Source organism: Streptococcus infantis (assembly GCF_964243025.1).
GTDB classification, from domain to species: Bacteria; Bacillota; Bacilli; order Lactobacillales; family Streptococcaceae; genus Streptococcus; species Streptococcus infantis_N.
In genome coordinates, this window is the sequence record NZ_CAXTDJ010000001.1 from 457,679 (window position 1) to 477,893 (window position 20,215).

A 20,215-nucleotide genomic window follows, 5' to 3' on the forward strand; every position below is an offset into this window, starting at 1 on the left:
TAAATTAGGAGATAATTTCGATGATTTCACGCGTTTTAAGCGTTTCATCACTTATTTTAATTTTAACATATTTTTGGAAATCTGTAACTAGTTCCGGAGAAATTTTGCCATTTGCATATACTTTTGCGACAATTTCACCTTTTTTGACTGATTCTCCAACTTTCTTCTCAAAAACAATTCCTGTCTCATAATCAAGAGCATCTGTTTTGACTGCACGACCAGCACCTAATCTCATAGCGAAAAGACCGAACTCCATGGCTGGAAGTTCTGCGATAATACCATCCTCTTGAGCAGGAATATCAATTACATGGTCAACTTTTACTGGACGATAGAGGTCCTCTAGGTTTCCACCCTGAGCTAGAACCATCTCTTCAAATTTCTTGAGTGCCTGACCATTTTCAAGATGTTGCCTTACTTCCTCGACTGTTTTTTCAACATTTGCCAAAGATAGCATAATCTGGGCTAACTCACAGATAAAGTGGCTAATATCTTGTCGTCCTTTTCCTTGAAGAATATCCAATGCTTCTAGGATTTCTAATCGGTTACCGATTGCGCGCCCTAGAGGTTGACTCATATCCGTAATGACTGCTACTGTCTTGCGACCAACAGCTTTCCCGAGATTCACCATGGTTTGAGCCAGTTCACGCGCTTCGTCGACTGTCTTCATAAAGGCACCTTCACCGACAGTAACATCAAGCAAAATAGCATCCGCTCCAGCTGCAATCTTTTTACTCATGACAGAACTAGCAATCAGTGGAATAGTATCAACTGTTGCTGTCACATCACGTAGTGCATAGAGCAACTTATCCGCTTTGACTAGTTGGTCAGATTGACCAATAACTGAAACCCCGATATCCTGAACCTGTTTGATAAAGTCATTTTGACTGCGTTCGACTTGAAAACCTTTGATAGATTCTAATTTATCGATAGTACCTCCGGTGTGCCCCAGACCTCTACCACTCATCTTAGCAACTGGTACGTCAAAACTAGCGACTAATGGAGCTAAAATCAAGGTAACCTTATCTCCTACTCCCCCGGTGGAGTGTTTATCGACCTTGATACCTTCAATTGCAGATAAATCAAACTCCTGACCTGTCTTGACCATATTCATCGTCAGGTCAGAAATCTCACGTGTGGTCATTCCTTTAAAATAAACAGCCATGGCAAAGGCTGACATCTGGTAATCAGGAACAGTTCCTGCTACATAGCCTTCTACCAGCCATTTGATTTCACTTGAGGTTAGTTCTTGACCGTCTCTTTTTTTCTGGATTAGATCTACTGCTCTCATTCTTTCACACTTCTAAGGATATAATATCCCTTGTCTTTCTTCACGACCTCACAATTACCAAAAACTTCTTCCATCTTGTTTTTAGCACTAGGAGCTCCCTGTTTCTTTTGGATGACAATGGTCAAATCTCCACCATCCATAAGATAATCAATACTGTTCTCGATGATTTCATGAACGACCTGCTTGCCTGCACGAATGGGCGGATTCGAAATGACATGATCGAATTGACCTTCTACCTGCTCATAAATATTGGACTGGAAGATAGTCGCTTGAACCTTGTTTTTTACTGCATTTTGCTGGGCTAAATCCAGGGCACGATTATTGATATCCACCATGGTCGCTTGGGCACCATAAGCTTTAACCAAAGACAAGCCTATTGGACCGTAGCCACAACCAACATCAAGGATTTTTTCATCTTTCTCAACATCCAGACATCTTAACAACAGCTGACTTCCGAAATCAATCATTTTTTTGCTAAAGACACCAGCATCTGTCAAAAAGGTCATCTTTTGCCCAAGTAGCTCAACTCTAAGTTCATGAACATCATGGGCTGCATCTGGATTTTCTGCATAATACATTTTACTCATAGTTTCATTTTACCATAAAATTTAGATATTTTAAATCGTTTACACGGTCTATACCATCTAAGGCCCTAAGAAGAGATAACCTAGGAACATACTAATAAAAAAGGAAAAGATACAAGCTAGACCAATCAATATCATCCACCATTTTCTTGTTAAAATGGCGAGAATCAAATAAATAAAATCAATAATTGGTAGCAAGAATAATAAGACAAAGGCAGACCAACTATAGGTTTGACTTCCTAAACTCACAGTAAACTCAATCAATGTTGGAGACAACCACAAAATAGCAACAAGTAAACAACTTAGTTTTAGTATTTTATCACTTATTTCTAGTCTCATAACATCTCCTCTTTTGATGTTTATTCTACCTCTATTCTAACAAAGAAAGCGCTTTTTCTCAAATGATTCAGATGTCTTTCTTTGTAAATTATGGTATACTGAGATATCAAACGAGGAAATTTTATGACCAACGAATTTTTACATTATGAAAAAATCAGCCGAGGAACTTGGCAATCATTACATCGTAAGACAACACCTCCTTTAACCGAGGAGGAATTAGATTCGATTAAGAGTTTCAATGACCAGATCAGTCTCCAAGATGTAACAGATATTTATCTACCGCTGGCTCACCTTATTCAAATCTACAAACGTTCCAAGGAAGATCTAGCCTTTTCAAAAGGAATTTTTCTCCAAAGAGAGAGTAAAAATCAGCCTTTTATTATCGGGATTTCAGGTAGTGTAGCAGTCGGAAAGTCAACTACTAGTCGACTCTTACAAATTCTGCTTTCTCGTATTTTTCCAGAAGCAAGTGTTGAATTAGTTACGACTGATGGTTTTCTCTATCCTAATAGCATCTTAAATGAGCGCAACATTCTAAATAGAAAAGGTTTCCCTGAGAGCTATGATATGGAAGCTCTACTTAATTTTCTTGACCAACTTAAAAACGGGCAAGATGTTGACATTCCTGTTTATTCTCACGAAATCTATGATATCGTACCTGATAAAACACAAAGAGTTCAAGCAGCGGATTTTGTCATCGTAGAGGGTATCAACGTCTTTCAAACCCCTCATAACAGCCGTCTTTACATTACAGACTTCTTTGATTTTTCAATCTACGTAGATGCTGCAGTTGAGGATATCGAGAGTTGGTATTTGGACCGTTTCTTAAAACTTCTTAGCTTTGCACAAGATGATCCAAACAACTATTATTATCGTTTCACCCAGCAACCAATTAGTGAAGTCAAAGATTTTGCCCATCAGGTTTGGACAAGTATTAATTTGACCAATCTACAAAACTACATCGAACCGACAAGAAATCGGGCTGAAGTCATTCTTCATAAATCTAAAAATCATGAAATTGATGAAATTTATTTAAAAAAGTGATTTCCCCTTGTCAAAATAATAGTTTTCAGATATAATGGTATAGTTAGTAAATATGGAGGTAAGAACATTGGCAAACATTAAATCAGCTATCAAACGCGCTGAATTGAACGTTAAACAAAACGAAAAGAACTCAGCTCAAAAATCAGCTATGCGTACTGCTATCAAAGCTTTTGAAGCAAACCCATCTGAAGAACTTTACCGTGCTGCTAGCTCAGCCATCGATAAAGCAGAAACTAAAGGTTTGATCCACAAGAATAAAGCTAACCGTGATAAAGCACGTCTTGCATCTAAACTTGGTTAATCTTTAACTGGATACAAAATGAGCTCTTCGGAGCTTTTTTTGTACACATTTTTCTGGAGGTTATCATGAAAATTGCTATTATAGGATATTCAGGCTCAGGTAAATCTACTCTGGCAGAAAAACTTTCCAGCTACTACTCCATTCCTAAACTCCATATAGACCGATTGCAATTTCAGCCTGGGTGGCAAGATAGCAATCGCGATTGGATGTTAAAGGAGATGAAGACTTTCCTTTCTAAACATGAGGATTGGGTTATCGACGGCAACTATACATGGTGTAGCTACGAGGAAAGGATGGAGCAAGCTGATCAGATTATCTTTTTAAACTTCTCAGCATGGAATTGTTTAGCAAGAGCCTTTAAACGCTATCTAAGATACAGAGGAAAAGTTAGAGAAAGTATGGAAGACGGTTGTCCTGAACGTTTTGACTGGGAGTTTATTCGCTGGATTCTTTGGGATGGACGTAACTCTTCTCACAAAGACCATTATCAACAGATCTGTTCAGACTATGCTGACAAGGTAACCATAATCACTAATCAAAAAGAACTAGATGGCTTTCTTCATAAAAAAGAGGTTTCCTATTAAGGAAACCTTTTTTCTTATTCTGCAATTAAAGTCTCTAGACCAACCTTCATCATATCAGTGAAGGTGTTTTGACGTTCTTCTGCAGTTGTATCTTCATCTGGATTAACCAAGCTATCAGAAATGGTCATAATAGCTAAAGCATCGACGTGGTGTTGGGCAGCAAGATAGTAGAGGGCTGCTGCTTCCATTTCTACAGCTTTCACGCCCCATTTACCAAGTTCAATGTTCTTCTCAAAGTAGTTTGAATAGAAAACGTCTGATGACAAAACATTTCCGACGTGAGTAGTCATACCAAGGTCTTTGGCAATATGGTAAGCCTTATCTAAGAGATCAAAGCTAGCGATTTGTGGGAAATCGTATTGAGGCCAATCGTTGCGGATGATGTTTGAGTTGGTTGCAGCTGCTTGAGCCAAGACCAATTCACGGACGTGAACATCCTCATTCAAAGAGCCCGCAGTTCCAACACGGATCAATTTCTTTACTCCGTAGTCGACAATCAACTCACGCGCATAAATAGAGATAGATGGCATCCCCATTCCTGTTCCCATAACAGATACACGGTGACCCTTGTAAGTACCTGTGTAACCAAACATGTTACGGACTTCGTTAAAGCAAACAGCATCTTCAAGAAAATTCTCAGCGATAAATTTCGCACGAAGAGGATCCCCAGGAAGAAGAATTTTATCAGCAATTTCACCCTGCTTAGCAGCAATATGGATAGACATAATTAAGATATAAAGGGCGACAGAGAACAAAGTAAAAATAGGAAACTGACGACGCATCGCAGATGCTAGACAGTTTATCTTTTTTACACAGTTCTCCGCCCGTATTCAGTTCAGCGAATACGGTTAACCCTTCCTTTCTGTGTGTATTTTTTGTTTAGAAAAGCTTTCCGCTCGTGTTCAAATTAGAACACACGCTCTACCTTTCTTTATTAAATAATATTGATTATAAATTTAAAATATTTTTGGATTAGAAAAACTAGAGTATTCTTATTAATTTTCTTTTATCCTTGTCTTTGGTCGTAAGTATTTCTCCCAAGGGATTCGATCCAGCATTTTAGCAAAACTAAATGCCAAGTAAGCAGTCACCAAAAGAAAAGGTATAGCCTCAAATGACTGACCAGTGAAGCCCATTACCAATCCAGTTGCAGACAGGGGTGCCTTCAAGGTCACAGCTAAAAAGCAAACCGAACCTAATAGTAAGACTGCTGGCTGGTTGCCACCTCCTAGAATCATAGTCAGGAGTGCAGCTCCTGCCATCCCCAAGGCAAAAGATGGGGTCAAGGTACCGCCATAGGCACCAGCCCAAAGGGTAACTAAAACGACCAAGGCTTTCAAGACAAATAAGAGGATTACCGTCTTGGCATTACTGCCGTTTAAAATCTCCTGAGCCATCATACGCCCATTACCAAGTAGATGAGGCAAATGGCTAGCCAATCCAACAAGGAAAAGGAATGTTACCGGCAGAGTATAGAGTATCCGCTTGTCCTTTATTCTCTTTGAAGAAGCTTGTTTGTTGAAGCGACTAAAAAGCCAAGCGAGTGGAGTCAGGAAAAGAACTAATAGGGGAACAAGCCACATATCACCTAGTGGCCAAGTCATGGCTGGAATCTGGTAGAGAGCATGATCTGAAACAACAAAGCCTGCTGTAAAGGCTGATACATATGTAGTCAGACCGACCAGGAAAAAACGTTTGACAGATAAAGCAATTCCCAAGGTTTCAAAAACGAAAAACACACTCGTTAACGGAACCTGATAGACAGCTGCTAAACCCGCACCAGCTCCACAGGCAATGAGAAAGATTTGGTCCTTCACGGAGAGAGAAAAAATATTGGCAATAGGTCTTGCAAATAAAGCTCCAATCTCCCGCGGCGCAGCTTCCTTACCGATAGGCGCTCCTCCTCCAACTGCAACAATCTGCCAAATTGAATGAACTAGCTGTTTTAAAAAATGAAGTTTGTATTGTGATGTTTCATCTTTCATCTGCGCTTTGATGGAAAAAATCTTTGCTTTTCTTTGCAAGAAATACCAGACCAAGGCAGAACTGACACCCACAATGATTAAACTGAAGCCTATTCGTGATGAGGCAACCCCATCTGTCAAGAATCCAGTGTTATGTTCTGTCTGACCAAAAGCAATCCCTTCAACCAGCTCTAAAAGATAATGGAGCAAAATTCCGAATATACCTGTAACTAGCCCCAGCATGATAACCGCTAGGACTAATTTGAGGTTATATGGGATCTTCTGAAGACTCCTCCTCAACTTATGTACCATTATTATAATTCAGCAAGAATCGCTTTCAGCAATCCTTTGAAGTCTCCTTTGACGCGTTCTGTCACTTCCACAACTTCTTCGTGGTTGAGTTCTTCTTGGAAACCAGCCGCAAAGTTGGTAATACATGAAATTCCTAGAACTTTCAAGCCTGAGTGGGCAGCCACAATAACTTCAGGAACAGTTGACATACCGACAGCATCTGCACCAAGAGTCTTATATGCACGGATTTCAGCTGGAGTTTCATAAGTTGGACCTGTCACACCGATATAAACCCCATCATCCAGTTTAATGCCCAATTTGTCTGCTACTTGATGAGCAGTCTCACGGTATTCTGGTGTGTAGGCTTTAGACATATCAGGGAAACGTGGACCAAAGTCATCCAAATTTTCACCAATCAATGGGTTTTGACCAGTCATATTGATGTGGTCAGTAATAGCCATCAAAGTACCAGGACCGAAGCCGATACCTCCAGCAGCGTTGGTTACAAGCACTCCTTCACATCCCAAGACTTTCATGACACGAACTGGGAAAGTCACCACTTCAAGAGGATTTCCTTCGTAGAAGTGGAAACGACCTTGAAGAGCCAAGACTTTACGTCCAGCAAGATCACCATAAACCAATTTACCAGCATGTCCGACTACTGTGGATTGACCCCAGTTTGGAATGTCAGAGTAGTCTACTACGACTGCATTTTCGATTTCTTCAGCCAATTCTCCAAGACCTGAACCAAGGATCAAGCCGAACTCCGGCGCTTCAACTCCCTTTTCTTTCAAGAAAGCAGCTGTTTCATTGATTTTTGCTAATAATGTCATTAGGTATCTCCTTCTTTATGTTTTAAAAATTGACCAATTTTGTCAAAGGTATTAGCGTTACGAATGGTAATATTGCGATAGAAAGGCATCTTAAGCAAGTACTTGTGATAAGCTGTTTTAGAGTATCTAGCTTCTGACAATTTACCCCAGAAGATCCCTAATTTCCCAAAATGAAGCACTTCATCGACCAGTTCCAAACTGTTCACTTTCTTGATGACTTGATCCACATCCAAGCTCTCAGTGTAAAAGAGCACATCTTTTCGAGCCAGGTCTTTGGTCCACCAATCTGGCAGATTCTCCAGCTCTGCTTCATAGTCTTCCTGACTCAGCAAGGAAAAACTCTGAATAAATGGATAGCGTCTTTCAAAGAAAGCCTGTAAATTCTCTATTAATTTAGTTCTAGGCACAATGCTATTAAAGAAAATATTGCCACTATTGATGTAGGTTGCTACATTTTCTAATCCCAACTCCGTCAATTCTTGACGCAATTGAGCCATGACCACCTTGTTCTTTCCACCGACATTAATTCCCCTAACAAGTAGAGCGTAGCGAATCATCTTAAACTAATTTATCTAAGAAACTTTCACCGATCATGGCTTTTTCAACACCAAAGTTCTCTGCAATCGTTGCTGAGATGTCAGCGAAGTGTCCAACTGGAATTAATCCATTGCCTTTAAAGGATGGACTGTATGCTAAAAGTGGAATATATTCACGAGTATGGTCTGTACCAGCATAGGTTGGGTCATTTCCGTGGTCAGCAGTAATCAAAAGAAGATCGTCTTCTCTCATTGATGCCATAATTTCTGGCAAGCGCTCATCAAACTCATGCAAACAATCACGATAGCCGTGTGGATCACGACGGTGTCCATATAAAGCATCAAAGTCTACCAAGTTTGTGAAGGAGAACCCTTTTTCAAATTCAGGAAGTCCCATAGTCTTCAATAGTGTATCAATTCCATGACTATTTGACTTATTGTGACCCATATCGTGGTTGATACCTGCACCATTGAAGATATCGTTAATCTTACCAACTGCATATGTATCGATACCTGCTTCATTCAATTTGTCCAATACAGTTGGAGCAAATGGAGATACAGCCAAGTCACGACGGTTAGCCGTACGAGTGAAGTTTCCAGGCTCACCAACATAAGGACGGGCAATGATACGACCAAGAAGAGCTGGACGTTCTAAAGTAATCGAACGAGCGTATTCACAGATACGGTAGAGTTCATCCAAAGGAATGATCTCTTCGTGAGCTGCGATTTGAAGAACTGGATCAGCAGATGTGTAGATAATCAACTCGCCAGTTTCCATTTGGCGTGGTCCAAAGTCATCGATTACTGCTGTTCCTGAGTATGGTTTGTTGGCTTCACGAATAACCTTACGTCCTGAAAATTCTTCGATTTTAGTAAGGATTTCCTCTGGGAATCCATTCCAGAAAGTATCGAAAGGTTCAGTGATATTGAGCCCCATGATTTCCCAGTGACCAGTCATGGTATCTTTACCTAGAGATACCTCTTCAAGCTTAGTTGCATAACCTGTTGGATTGCTCTCAGCTGGAACTGTCTTCAATGGTGCTTCGCGAGGAATGTTCCCAAGACCAAGTTTTGCCATATTTGGAACATTCAAACCTACTGATTTTGAAATGTGTCCAAGAGTGTCTGATGCACCATCAGGAACACCAGCGTTGACAAAGTTATGAGCATCTGGTGCTGCACCGATTCCTACAGAATCTAGTACCACCAAGTGAATACGATTAAATTTTGGCATAGTGTGTCTCCTTTTTATTTTGATTATTTTGCTTTTGTTGAAGTTAAAATCTGAACGCCCTCTTGTCCAGCAACGATGACCTTATCCACCATCTGGTTAAACAATCCATGCTCGACGACACCAACGACATGATCCAATTCTTGTCCCAGAGCAATTGGGTCCTCAATCACTTCCAAGGCGAGGTCGATGATAAAGTTTTGCATATCCGTCACAAAACGTTGGCCATCTTTTTCACGAAAGCTCGGTTTATAGCCAGCTCGTTCAAATCGACGGAAGACCTGTTCGGCACCATATTGAACAACCTCTACTGGTAATTTAAAGGCACCGAGTTTCTCTACTAGCTTACTTTCATCAACTACCCAGATATATTCTTTAGATGGAGTTGCGACAACCTTTTCCATGAGAAGGGCCCCACCACCGCCTTTGATTCCGTTAAATTGACTGTCTACTTCATCTGCACCATCAACTGTCAGGTCTACAAAGTCCACTTGATCAATTGACTTAAGAGGAATATTGAGTCCTTCTGCCTGCTTGCTGGTCACACTAGAAGTCGTTACAGCTGTAATCTGTAAGCCCTCTTCCTTGATACGACGACCTATTTCTTCTACGAAATAGTAGGCAGTTGATCCTGTTCCAAGCCCGACAACCATACCATCTTTGACGAACTCGGCAGCTTTAATCCCTGCCATTTTTTTCAGATTTTCCACTTATACACCTCCAAATAGAGCTACTTCTATTATAGCATGAATACGCTTCAAATTCATCCTTACACTAGAAAAACCCGAACAATTTATGTCGGGTTTTGTGATGTTTATTTAACCATATCAGGATCGTAATCGTAGAAACCAGTATCCAAGAAACGATTTTTAGGATGGAGTTTGCGAACTTCTTCATCAAGCAAGAAGGCTTGGTCATGTGTAAAGTTCCCTTCTTGAATCAAATTGCGCGCTTGGATAAAGAGTTTTGCAATTTCTACAAAATTTTGCCCAGGTGTATAGAGACCTTCCAGCTTCCAGTGGGTAAATCCATGCTCTACTAGTTCTGTTAATTTGGTCATCAAATCAAGGTCATTGTTAGCAAAGATATGAGTCCCATGATTGTCTTCAAAAATAGAATAATGGCTCTCTGGGTCACTTGGCTCAGCCAAGAACAAGTCACGTTGACGAGATTTTTCATCATCAATCTGTGTGAAATTATAGTAGTTTTGCAAGAGTGGACGCTTAGAATGGTGAATGACACTAGCTCCGTAAACCAAGACCTCAGCAGGAATTTCTAAAATTTCAGGCATTTTGAAAAGTTCTGCAGATGGTATTTCACGCGCCAAAACTGCTTCTGACGCTCCTGCTTTTTGTCCCCAGAAGTTAATCTGACGACTGCTTGTGACCATGGTTGAGGCATCGTAAATCGTTTTGAAAGAATAGTTATCACGGTTAACCACATAAAAGACACCTGCGTCCCCAACTGTGATATAGTCCGTTTTGATTTCTTCTAAAAAGTCCAAGAAGGGCTTGATACGGTCCATCATGTCTTGGTGCATAAGAGCATTGACCGCAACGATTAATTCCTTACCGGCATCATGAACAATTTTTGCGATTTCACGCAATTCTTCATGACTAAAGGTAGTTGGCAAACGAAGACCAAAATCTTTCTCACCGACATAAATGCGGTCGACACCAGCTTCAAGTAGCTGTTTTACTTGTTCAATACTTTCAGCAGTTGCTGTAATGATAATCTTTTCCATAGAGAAAATTATACCACATTTCCAAAAAATCAGCTATATAGAATAGTGGGTCTTGTTAGTCCAAATTTTTTAAAAAAAGTGAACCGTATCAATAACAGTTCACTTTTTAGATTTATGCTTGTGTCTTTTCAACAAGTCGTCCGTCATTCATCACATAAATACGGTCAACCTTATCTAGTAAGCGAGTATCATGCGTAATCATGACAACACCCCTACCTTGCTCATGGGCAATTGAAGCCAGCATATCCGTCACTTGATAAGCACGTTGTGTATCCAAGCTAGCAGTCGGTTCGTCTGCAAGTACGATACTAGGATTATTATAAAGGGCTCTAGCAATTGCAGCTCGTTGGCGTTCACCACCAGAGAGAGCTTTGGGATAGTGATTTTGAACCTTTTCCAAATCCAACAAACTAAATAACTCTTGTCGGTCACTTTTTTCTGATTTCTTTTTATCCAAACGGTCAATTAAATCTAATTGCTCCTTAACCGTTAAAAATGGAATCAAATTTGAAGCCTGGAGGATAAAACCAAATTCACTGAAGCGCAAATCCGTTTTTTCTTTTTCAGATAAATGCCCAGTCTCTTTTCCCTTTACTAGAATCTTTCCACTTGAAGCCTCTTGAAGTTGGCCTAGAGTCGTTAAAAAGGTTGTTTTCCCTGATCCAGAAGGCCCCACGATAGCTACAAACTCCCCAGCGTTTAGCTGAAAATTGGTCTCATGGAGAGCTGAGACTTTCATATTGCCTTCGCCATAAGTTTTTGTCACTTGAATCATCTCAATTAATGTCGTCATATCATTCTCCTTATCATTCTGCAATTGCTGTAATTGGATCCACTTTAAGTAGACGTGGAAGCGAAATGACACCACCTAAAAGTGCCATCAAGCAAATGACCAGGCTTAACACAAAGTATGCCAACCAACTAGGGTAGAAAAAGAAGGTTGCAGGTAAGACTAAAATGACAGCCCAAATGGCTAATAAAGCCAATCCTATACCCAAACCAGATAAAAGAAAGATTTGACAGAAAAGGGACCATACGATAGATTTTATCTGAATCCCTTGCGCTCGCATAATTCCATAGAGGCCTAATTTTTGAATAGTAATGATGTAGATAAAAATTCCTACAATCAAACCTGTAATGACAATCATTGCTAGAATCATTCCTGAGAATACATTGACCTGAGGGGTATAGCCAGGAATTTTCGAAATCATTTTTTGAATAGAAATCTGCTTCAAACCATCGCCAGTCACTTCTACATCATTTTGCAATACCAATGCAGAGATCGAACGATTAGCTTTTGTTGTTCCTTGTAAATTCCAATAGGTTGTCAGGCTCGTAAAAACAACAGGTTCTGTGAAAAATTTATTTTCTTTTGTCAAACCTACAATCTTAAAACTTGTTTCACTCCCGTTAAGTTGAATTGCGTCCCCAAGTTTGATGCCATAATTTTCAAAAGACTGATCCACTACAACTTCTTGGTCATTTTCTGGGTAACGACCTTCAATCAAGGTTGGCGAGATAAAACTGTCCCACTCTTGACCGAAAATAGAGACATTAATCTTATCACTACTATTAACCAAGTTTGTTACAGCAAACATATAGCTTAGGGGAACAGCATCCTCAGAAACCTTATCCTTGTAGTCTTTTTCAGGTATAAAGGATGCAGTCAAATTATCATTTGCATAATCGGATAGAACAACTCCTGTTGCTTGCCAATTATCGATAGCAGCCCTGTTATTTCGAACGAGTCCTAAAGCCAAACTGGTCATAAAAAAGACCATAAAAGCAATGAGAAAAATGGTTGTTAGAATTAAACTGTAACGCAGTTTATTCTGTAAAATTTCTTTGATAGCAAGATACATGCCAATCTCCTTTAAGTATTCTGTTGTCGAGGGAACAAATCTCCTCTTCACCATAGCACTAAAGATAGAAAACTATCTCGTCATGAACAACTAGAATCAATTTAAAAGAATCCTGTCCTTACTTCAAAATTGAATTTATTTGCATCTGTGTATGATTTTTATTCGTTTCAACCATCAAATTTCCCCTCGTTGAAATAAGAGAAAAATAATAAAGTTTAAACGGTTTACTCATCCTATCATTTTCCCTAAGGCATGTCAAGAAAACCGACTTTGTCCTTGAAAACAGATTTTATGCAATTTGTAACAATTCTGTAATAATCCTCTCTTTAAAAAATGATAAAATAGTAATGTACTGTTAAGGAGAGAAATATGCCCGCAAGAAAACTACACCCGTATGAGTTAGAACAAGAAAGTATAAAAACTGCTCAGTTTCAAGATTATGTTCCAGAAAATGCTTCTGTCGCTAGTGTAAAGGAAGTTCTATTTTTTGTAAACATCGCTTGCTTCTGCGTCTTTTTAGCGATTTTTAGCTTTTTGTTCTTATCACTAAAAGTAAACACTGTCTTATCATTTGCTTTGGCTATCGGTCTTAGTCTTGTAGCATTGCAATTTCAGCGTACTTTTATTAAGAAAAAATTCAAATAAAAACCTTCGATGAATCGAAGGTTTTTTTATTTATTCTTTCGTTTGGATGGTGTTGAGATAGCTATCTTGACTTCAAAAATTGTTCCGTTTGGTTTGTTATCTTTCACACTGATAGACCCTTTTAGGGCATCAACGATTTGCTTAGCTAAAGACAAACCTAAACCGAAACCACCCTTTTGACGTGTCCGAGCCTTATCAACGCGATAAAATCGATCAAAGATTTTCTTTTTATCGGCTGCAGAAATACCAATTCCATTATCTGCTACCTTTAGATAGAGACTGCGTTCTGTCGTTGAAATCTCAAAATAAATATCTCCTTCTTCTTCTGTATACTTGACCGCATTGTCAAACAGAATGGTCATCAATTGCTTGAGGAGGAGCTTATCTGTGATAATGGTGCGATGAACACGATTTTGGAAACGAAAAACACGATCGTTTTCGGACGCAATCATCTCATAGTTAGTAAAGGTTGTATTAAAGAAGTCTGGCTTTACCTCTCCAAACTCAGGCTTGATTCCATCATCCCTACGTGCCAGATTGAGAAGATTAGTCGTTAGAAACTTCATATTTCGAACTTCTTCCAAACTAGAAGCGATGCTCTCACTTGACTCCATAATAGTCGCCTCTGGTTTTCTAAAAAGAGTTTCCAGACGGTTCTGAAGAACTGCCAACGGAGTCCGTAATTCATGACTGGCATTTTCCACAAAGCTTTTCTGCTTTTGCATACTTTCAAGTAAGGGTTTAACACTGACACGTGCAAGATAGAGACTGGCTAAGATTGATAGAATCCAAAAACTTGCCATTACCACCACGATTAACTGCTCGTGGTTTTGACTAATTTGCTCTAGTTGGCTTGTGTTAATCAGGATAGCAGCATACTTAATATTAGTCGAAACAGAATCAATATTCATTTCCGTTAAGACCACCCGATAAATCTCATCCTGGCCGTAGCTATTCACAACATGAAGTTGTCGGATATGGTTTAAATCCTTTTTATTGAACGTTATTCTGTCTAATCCTAAAAAGCGATTACCAGTCACTAATTGATTCAAATTTGAATCTAGCAAAATCACTTCAGTATTGGAACTCACATTTGGTTTTTTATCAGATGCTGAAGCGACACTGCCACTACCTAAATCCTTAACGTCTTCAGTTGCACGATTGACCGCCAATTGAATGATGTCCTGAGGATTGTTGCTGAGAGATAGCAGTTTCTCATCCACTGATGTGTAGAGACTGGAGTGCATAACTTGCAAGATAATCAAGGTCATAGCAGAGAAGATGAGCGTAAAGACACCAAAGTTACGGACAAAGTAGCTGAAATCTTCTGCGTACCAATTCTTTCTTATTTTATTAAACATGTTTTAAAATATACCCAACACTACGCAAAGTTTGGAGATTTTCAGCAAAGGCTGAACCTTTCAATTTCTTACGAACTTTTGATACATAAACTTCTACAACGGAAATGGTTGTGTCACTATCAAATCCCCATAATCGATCAAAGATTTGGGTTTTTGGTAAGATGACATTTTGGTTTTGGAGGAAATAGACCAAGAGTTCAAATTCTTTACCAAGCAGCTCAACAGAGGCATCTTGAACCTTAACTTCATTAGTAGATAGATTAACTGTCAAATCACCGTACGTTAAGGTATTTTCGTTAAATTTACCTGAGCGTTTGAGAAGGGCCTGAATACGCATCTTGAGTTCTTCTAGATAAAATGGTTTGGTTAGATAATCATCTGCTCCCAGCTCAAAGCCATGTCCTTTGTCATCAAGACTTTCCTTGGCTGTCATGATGAGAACTGGAGTCGAAACACCTTTTTCACGTAGTTCTTTTAAGACTTGGAAACCATTTTTTTCTGGTAACATCAAGTCCAATAGAATCAAGTCATAGACGCCACTTTCAGCCTCGTAGAGACCTTCTTCGCCATCAAATACCTGCATAACATCTGCAAAATCATCCAAAAAATCAAAGACTGAATTTGACAGGCCTAGGTCATCTTCCACTAATAGAATTTTAATCATCAAAAATTCCTCCTTATTATATCCATTATAGCAAAAATATCTTAAAAAAAACTCAACTTTCCTTGTTTTCTAAGAGAAAGTTGAGTTTTTATATACTATTTAGTCAAGAAGTTTTTAAGCCTTGCCATATTGTGCAACAACTGCTTCAACTGCTGCTTTTTCACGTTTAATCAATTCAACGCGCGCTGCGATATCCTTGATACCCATGCTGATATTACGACTAAGGGCGAGATCAGAAAGTTGTGGTTCAAAGAAGGTCTTATACTCTGCCAAACGTTGTTCTGTTTTAAAGATGTGTGATGGGAAGATGACAAAGCTATCAAAGCTCATATCTCCACCAAGGGCTGCCTTGATCCAATCCCAGTTTTCACGAGCCCAAACCCAAACAGTTTCTTGGGTAGCTTGGTGTCCAAGGAATTGGAGGTACCATGCTGAAAGGTCTTGTGGTTTCACGACAAATTTGTCCTTCCAAGTTGCAAGAAGAGTTTGGATGTTTTCTGCATCTGTACTGTATGCAAGCGCAGCTGCTAATTGACGTTTGAAAACTGCATCTGTTGCATGAGTGTATAGATCCAGATATTTCGCCACCAATTCCTTAGTTTCGTGATGTTTAATCTCATTGATGAGAACTTGAGCACGAATGGCTGCTGGAAGTCCTGCAAGATTTTCTTTATGGGCTGCAAAGATTTGACTTGCTACCTGACTAGCTTCTTCATCATTTGAACGAATCATCATAGAAATGGTCAATTGACGAACCAACTCATCCTCATCTGATTCTCCGTCTTTCGCTTCAAAGCCAAGTCGATTATAATTGTGACGGGCCAATTTAGCAATGAGGTTATGAAAGGCTTTCTCAGCTTCTGTTCCTTCATCGATAAAGCGCTCAAGGGCAGAAATAACTTGAGAAACAGCAGCAACAACCAGGTAAGACTCTTCCTTGGCAAGTTTATCAAGTACTGGCAACAAGTCTGCATATGAAACATGTCCTGCTTCAGCAAGCAAACGACGTTCTTGGACGATTTGAAGCTTACTTGTGTTATCAAGTTCAACTAATTCTGAAAGAATAGCATCCAGTAATTCACCTTGATAGTCAGTAATGTAGTGGGCAGTATTTTCAGTGTTGAGACGAAGAGCTGTTTTGTTTTCAGCAAGAAGAGCCGCATAACCTGGAATTTCGATGCTTTCAGTTTCGAGAGTATCTGGCAAACCTTTCCAGTTGCTGTTAAGGGGTACTACCCAAAGACGGTTTTTGTCTTCGTGTTCACCGATGAAGAATTGTTTTTGTGAGATCTTCAAAACATCATTTTCAACTGTAGCAGTCAAAACTGGATAACCAGGTTGCTCCAACCAAGAATCCATAAAGGCTGCTACATCACGTCCTGATGCTTGACCAAGGGCATTCCAAAGGTCACGTCCAATAGTGTTTCCGTATTGGTGTTTTTCAAAGTATGCGTGCAAACCTTTAGCAAAATCAGCATCTCCTAGCCAACGACGAAGCATGTGCATGAGACGGCTTCCTTTAGCATAAACGATTGCAGAGTCAAAGAGTGTATTGATTTCATCTGGGTGTTTGACTTCGACGTGGACAGACTGAACACCATCAGTTGCATCACGTTTAAGTGCGGCTGGCACTCCACTTGTTTGGAAATCTTCAAAGATATTCCAGCTTGGCTCAATGGCATCCACACAGACGTATTCCATCATGTTGGCGAAGCTTTCGTTGAGCCAGAGGTCATCCCACCATTTCATAGTTACGAGGTTACCGAACCATTGGTGAGCAAGCTCGTGGGCAATGACGAGGGCTACTTGTTGACGGCTGGCAAAGGTTGAGTTCTCATCCACAACCAAGTAGACTTCACGGTAGGTTACGAGACCCCAGTTTTCCATAGCACCTGCTGAGAAGTCAGGAAGGGCGATATGAAGAGATTGAGGGATTGGGTACTTGACTCCGTAGTAGTCTTCGTAAAATTCGATAGAACGAACAGCGATATCTAGTGAGAAATCAAGGTTTGAAAGTGGATGGGCCTTGGTTGAGTATACACCTACTAAGGTACCATTTTTAGTTGTAGCAGTTACTCCTTGCAAATCACCAGCTACGAAAGCTAGTAAGTATGAGGACATACGTGGAGTTGTTTCAAACTTCCAGATGCCAGTTTCTTTGCGGTTTTCAACATCGATTTCTGGCATGTTCGACAAGGCCAGTTCACCTTCTGCTTGGTCAAAACGAAGAGCTAGATCAAAGGTTGCTTTCGCTTCTGGTTCATCCACACATGGGAAGGCTTCACGGGCAAAGTGGCTCTCAAACTGAGTCGACAAGACTTCCTTCTTAACTCCATCAACTGTGTAGTATGATGGATAGATTCCTGTCATGTTGTCTGTGATTTTACCTGAAAAAGCAATAACCAATTCAACGGAACCTGCTTCTGCAAGTTCGATATGAAGGGCTTCGTTTTCGTTATCAAGAGTGAATGGACGAGCTTGTCCTGCTACTTCAACTGAAGAAATCTCCAAATCTTTTTGGTGAAGGGAAATACGGTCGCTTTTAGCTTGACCAGTAATGGTTACTTTTCCTGAAAAAGTCTTGGTCTCACGACTCAAGTCTAAAAATAAATCATAATGTTCAGGAACAAATTTTTCAATATAATGTTCTACTGCTTGCATCATATTCTCCTATTCTAAATTTCTGAGCGAATGCTCTAGTTCAAACATACCTATTTTATCATATTTTAAGTCAGAAGAAAGCTTTGAAAGTTCATTTATACATTTTTGTCTTTTTGAACTCAAATAATAAGAAAATGGTTTTGTGAACGCCTAGAATTTCTATATTTTATGCCTGTTTTGGTATTTTGTAAAAACGAGCAAAAAACACCAAAATTTATAGGAAATTCGCATCAATTTCTTTGACTAATGCATACGTTAGTGCTAAAATTAGTGTGTTTGGTATATTAATACTTAATCTATGACAATCATTATGTCTTTTTTAATATATTGCACTTCTATTTTTAGTTTTCTTCAGAAGCGAATCCAATATTAAAAAAATTCATTGGTTATTTTTTAAATATTGGATTCACATCCATGAAATAAACTAGCAGAAAATCCCTTTTACGTCTAATAGTTACTCTAAATGTAAAGTAGTTGATAACATACGGAGTCTCAAAACTATTGCATTAATTTATCTTCACTGGAGCTGGAGTAAACTGCAATAAAGAAAGGATTATTCGTCAGAGTAGGACTGTCAATTTTATTAAAAGATATAAATCAACATTTTGGTTGTTATTACCAAACAAGAAGATTTTCTGGAAGAAAGGAATGGAGGAACAAGTGAAAACTTTCTATAAAAAATTATTCGCGTTTGTAGCAATGTTCAGTGTAGTTGCTCTTGGTTTGTCAATCATCAAGCCAGTTTCTGCAGCAACTGTCACTCCCACTATTACAAACCTTAAAGCAGATACATCTGGTCAAAAGGTCACATTTTCTTTTGAATGGGACTTAACAGGTAAATCTGTTAAAGAAGGAGATACTTTTACCATCGATGCTCCCGAAGGTTTAAATATCACAGAACTCGCTACGCAATCACTTCAAGCCAACGGTGCTGAAGTAGCTACCTTGTCAATGACAAACAAGAAGATTACTTTTACTTTTAAAAAAGCAATCGAATCCATGAACCAAAATGTTAAGGGTGGGTTCCAATACCGAGCAGTGTGGGATAGCACTCCAGGAAATCCTGGAAACAAGACCGCCACTTCTAAAGTCGGTTCAGAATCTGTCATCATTACACGCCCTGATGGACCTGGCGTATTTGAATCAGTATTGAATAAATACAACCTTACAGGTGACTATGTATCTAAGACATTCAAATTGGATGTTTCTGAAAACTATGCTTGGATGAATGTTGGAGATGACTACTATCTAACAAAATGGTTTATCCGTATCAATGGAGATGGTAAAAAACAAGCCATCACAAACCCTGTTGTATCAGATAAAATCCAAGCTCCAGCCGTCGATTACTCAAAAATCACTTTTGCTCCTGCTGCAAATCACGCTGCAAGTGAATTCTTCGTGGGAACTTACTTGAAACCATCATTCACATTAAGAAAAGGTGGACAAGTGGTTGCTTCAGGTTGGGATTTCTGGAAACATGTGAAATTCGATGCAGACGGTAATGGATTTACTGTGAATTTATCAGACGTCAGTGATGTTTTCAAAACAGCTACGGACGAAGAATTAATCGTTGAATACCAAACAATCATTCCTAAGACAACCATCCGTGTTGACAACAATGCAACCTTGACAGCTGATGAAATCACAACACCTCAAACTGATCCAGCTTTCTGGAACAATAATGAGTTGAAATTCTGGGTATCTGGTGATACAACTGTGACAGTTCAGAAAGAGTGGGTTGGTGACGAAGAATCTGACCGTAAAGATATCACTGTTCAATTGTATGCTGATGGCCAAGCTTTGGAAGGGATGACACAAACTCTTACAAAAGCTTCTGATTGGAAAGCAGCATTCACTAATTTGCCAGGTATCAAAGACGGTAAGAAGATTGAGTACTCAGTAGTGGAAACAAATACACCTGAAGGTTACACTTCTAAAGTTGAAAAAATTGATGATGCAAACGTAATTAAGGTCGTCAACACATCAAACAAACCAACTACAACAACTACTGAAGCTCCAACTACTACTGAAGCTCCAACAACAACAGAGGCTCCAACAACAACAGAGGCTCCAACTACTACTGAAGCTCCAACAACAACTGAAGCTCCAACAACAACTGAAGCTCCAACTACTACTGAAGCTCCAACTACTACTGAGGCTCCAACTACTACTGAAGCTCCAACTACTACTGAAGCTCCAACTACTACTGAGGCTCCAACTACTACTGAGGCTCCAACTACTACTGAGGCTCCAACTACTACTGAGGCTCCAACAACTACTGAA

At 39.4% G+C, this 20,215-nt stretch carries 20 protein-coding genes; 5 read left to right on the top strand and 15 right to left on the bottom strand.

What is annotated here, in order from left to right:
• Window positions 1-4: 4 nt before the first annotated feature.
• From ACESNQ_RS02255 to ACESNQ_RS02265, 3 genes are read right to left on the bottom strand one after another with little or no spacing between them, the layout of a single operon-like run.
• Window positions 5-1,288, bottom strand: coding sequence for a pyrimidine-nucleoside phosphorylase (locus ACESNQ_RS02255; protein WP_373074673.1), 1,284 nt, complete (start codon window positions 1,286-1,288; stop codon window positions 5-7).
• Entirely contained in the window at window positions 1,285-1,875 is a 591-nt protein-coding gene (locus ACESNQ_RS02260) for a class I SAM-dependent methyltransferase (RefSeq protein WP_368910041.1), read from the bottom strand. The genes ACESNQ_RS02255 and ACESNQ_RS02260 overlap by 4 nt, the downstream gene beginning before the upstream one ends.
• Window positions 1,876-1,932: 57 nt before the next feature.
• Window positions 1,933-2,211 carry a 1,4-dihydroxy-2-naphthoate prenyltransferase gene (locus ACESNQ_RS02265; RefSeq protein WP_373074675.1) on the bottom strand — a complete coding sequence of 93 codons (279 nt, stop codon included), beginning with the start codon at window positions 2,209-2,211 and terminating at the stop codon, window positions 1,933-1,935.
• Between the two features lie 123 nt (window positions 2,212-2,334).
• On the opposite strand from ACESNQ_RS02265, the gene coaA reads away from it, so the two are divergent.
• The 3 genes from coaA to ACESNQ_RS02280 all read left to right on the top strand — a co-directional run bounded on the left by coaA (window position 2,335) and on the right by ACESNQ_RS02280 (window position 4,140).
• A complete protein-coding gene (gene coaA, locus ACESNQ_RS02270) occupies window positions 2,335-3,255 on the top strand; it encodes a type I pantothenate kinase (RefSeq protein ID WP_373074677.1) in 921 nt (306 codons plus the stop codon).
• Between the two features lie 52 nt (window positions 3,256-3,307).
• Window positions 3,308-3,556 (top strand): 30S ribosomal protein S20, encoded by a 249-nt coding sequence (gene rpsT, locus ACESNQ_RS02275; RefSeq protein WP_006148721.1) that lies wholly within the window; start codon window positions 3,308-3,310, stop codon window positions 3,554-3,556.
• Window positions 3,557-3,621: 65 nt separating this feature from the next.
• Window positions 3,622-4,140 carry a DNA topology modulation protein gene (locus tag ACESNQ_RS02280; protein WP_373074679.1) on the top strand — a complete coding sequence of 173 codons (519 nt, stop codon included), beginning with the start codon at window positions 3,622-3,624 and terminating at the stop codon, window positions 4,138-4,140.
• Window positions 4,141-4,154: 14 nt separating this feature from the next.
• Here ACESNQ_RS02280 and deoD read toward each other — a convergent pair whose 3' ends face one another.
• From deoD to ACESNQ_RS02325, 9 genes are all read right to left on the bottom strand, one after another.
• On the bottom strand, window positions 4,155-4,865 hold the full coding sequence (gene deoD, locus ACESNQ_RS02285) for a purine-nucleoside phosphorylase (protein ID WP_025173256.1): 711 nt from the start codon (window positions 4,863-4,865) through the stop codon (window positions 4,155-4,157).
• Between the two features lie 270 nt (window positions 4,866-5,135).
• Window positions 5,136-6,416 carry a chloride channel protein gene (locus tag ACESNQ_RS02290; RefSeq protein ID WP_373074681.1) on the bottom strand — a complete coding sequence of 427 codons (1,281 nt, stop codon included), beginning with the start codon at window positions 6,414-6,416 and terminating at the stop codon, window positions 5,136-5,138.
• Window positions 6,417-6,418: 2 nt separating this feature from the next.
• Complete coding sequence (locus ACESNQ_RS02295) at window positions 6,419-7,228, bottom strand: purine-nucleoside phosphorylase (RefSeq protein ID WP_373074683.1); 810 nt, start codon at window positions 7,226-7,228, stop codon at window positions 6,419-6,421.
• Complete coding sequence (locus tag ACESNQ_RS02300; RefSeq protein ID WP_373074685.1) at window positions 7,228-7,785, bottom strand: DUF1697 domain-containing protein; 558 nt, start codon at window positions 7,783-7,785, stop codon at window positions 7,228-7,230. Before ACESNQ_RS02300 ends, ACESNQ_RS02295 begins: the two co-directional genes overlap by 1 nt.
• Before the next feature lies 1 nt (window position 7,786).
• Entirely contained in the window at window positions 7,787-8,998 is a 1,212-nt protein-coding gene (locus ACESNQ_RS02305; RefSeq protein ID WP_373074687.1) for a phosphopentomutase, read from the bottom strand.
• Between the two features lie 23 nt (window positions 8,999-9,021).
• Window positions 9,022-9,705 (bottom strand): ribose-5-phosphate isomerase RpiA, encoded by a 684-nt coding sequence (rpiA, locus tag ACESNQ_RS02310; RefSeq protein WP_074324207.1) that lies wholly within the window; start codon window positions 9,703-9,705, stop codon window positions 9,022-9,024.
• Window positions 9,706-9,809: 104 nt separating this feature from the next.
• A complete protein-coding gene (locus ACESNQ_RS02315) occupies window positions 9,810-10,739 on the bottom strand; it encodes a peptidase U32 family protein (protein ID WP_004253128.1) in 930 nt (309 codons plus the stop codon).
• Window positions 10,740-10,851: 112 nt separating this feature from the next.
• Entirely contained in the window at window positions 10,852-11,532 is a 681-nt protein-coding gene (locus ACESNQ_RS02320) for an ABC transporter ATP-binding protein (RefSeq protein WP_373074690.1), read from the bottom strand.
• Between the two features lie 13 nt (window positions 11,533-11,545).
• On the bottom strand, window positions 11,546-12,601 hold the full coding sequence (locus ACESNQ_RS02325) for an ABC transporter permease (protein ID WP_373074692.1): 1,056 nt from the start codon (window positions 12,599-12,601) through the stop codon (window positions 11,546-11,548).
• A 369-nt stretch (window positions 12,602-12,970) separates the two neighbouring features.
• On the opposite strand from ACESNQ_RS02325, the gene ACESNQ_RS02330 reads away from it, so the two are divergent.
• Entirely contained in the window at window positions 12,971-13,246 is a 276-nt protein-coding gene (locus tag ACESNQ_RS02330) for a DUF3270 family protein (protein WP_006151224.1), read from the top strand.
• 26 nt (window positions 13,247-13,272) lie between these two features.
• Here the strand turns inward: ACESNQ_RS02330 and ACESNQ_RS02335 are convergent, their stop codons facing one another.
• From ACESNQ_RS02335 to ACESNQ_RS02345, 3 genes are all read right to left on the bottom strand, one after another.
• The gene (locus ACESNQ_RS02335; RefSeq protein ID WP_373074694.1) at window positions 13,273-14,607 is read right to left on the bottom strand and encodes a sensor histidine kinase; all 1,335 of its coding nucleotides are present in this window, start codon (window positions 14,605-14,607) and stop codon (window positions 13,273-13,275) included.
• On the bottom strand, window positions 14,600-15,271 hold the full coding sequence (locus ACESNQ_RS02340; RefSeq protein ID WP_004253103.1) for a response regulator transcription factor: 672 nt from the start codon (window positions 15,269-15,271) through the stop codon (window positions 14,600-14,602). Before ACESNQ_RS02340 ends, ACESNQ_RS02335 begins: the two co-directional genes overlap by 8 nt.
• Before the next feature lie 114 nt (window positions 15,272-15,385).
• Window positions 15,386-17,932 (bottom strand): M1 family metallopeptidase, encoded by a 2,547-nt coding sequence (locus ACESNQ_RS02345; RefSeq protein WP_373074714.1) that lies wholly within the window; start codon window positions 17,930-17,932, stop codon window positions 15,386-15,388.
• Window positions 17,933-18,580: 648 nt separating this feature from the next.
• Here ACESNQ_RS02345 and ACESNQ_RS02350 point away from each other — a divergent pair.
• A partial coding sequence (locus ACESNQ_RS02350) for a Cna B-type domain-containing protein (protein ID WP_373074696.1) occupies window positions 18,581-20,215 on the top strand: 1,635 nt, incomplete at its 3' end.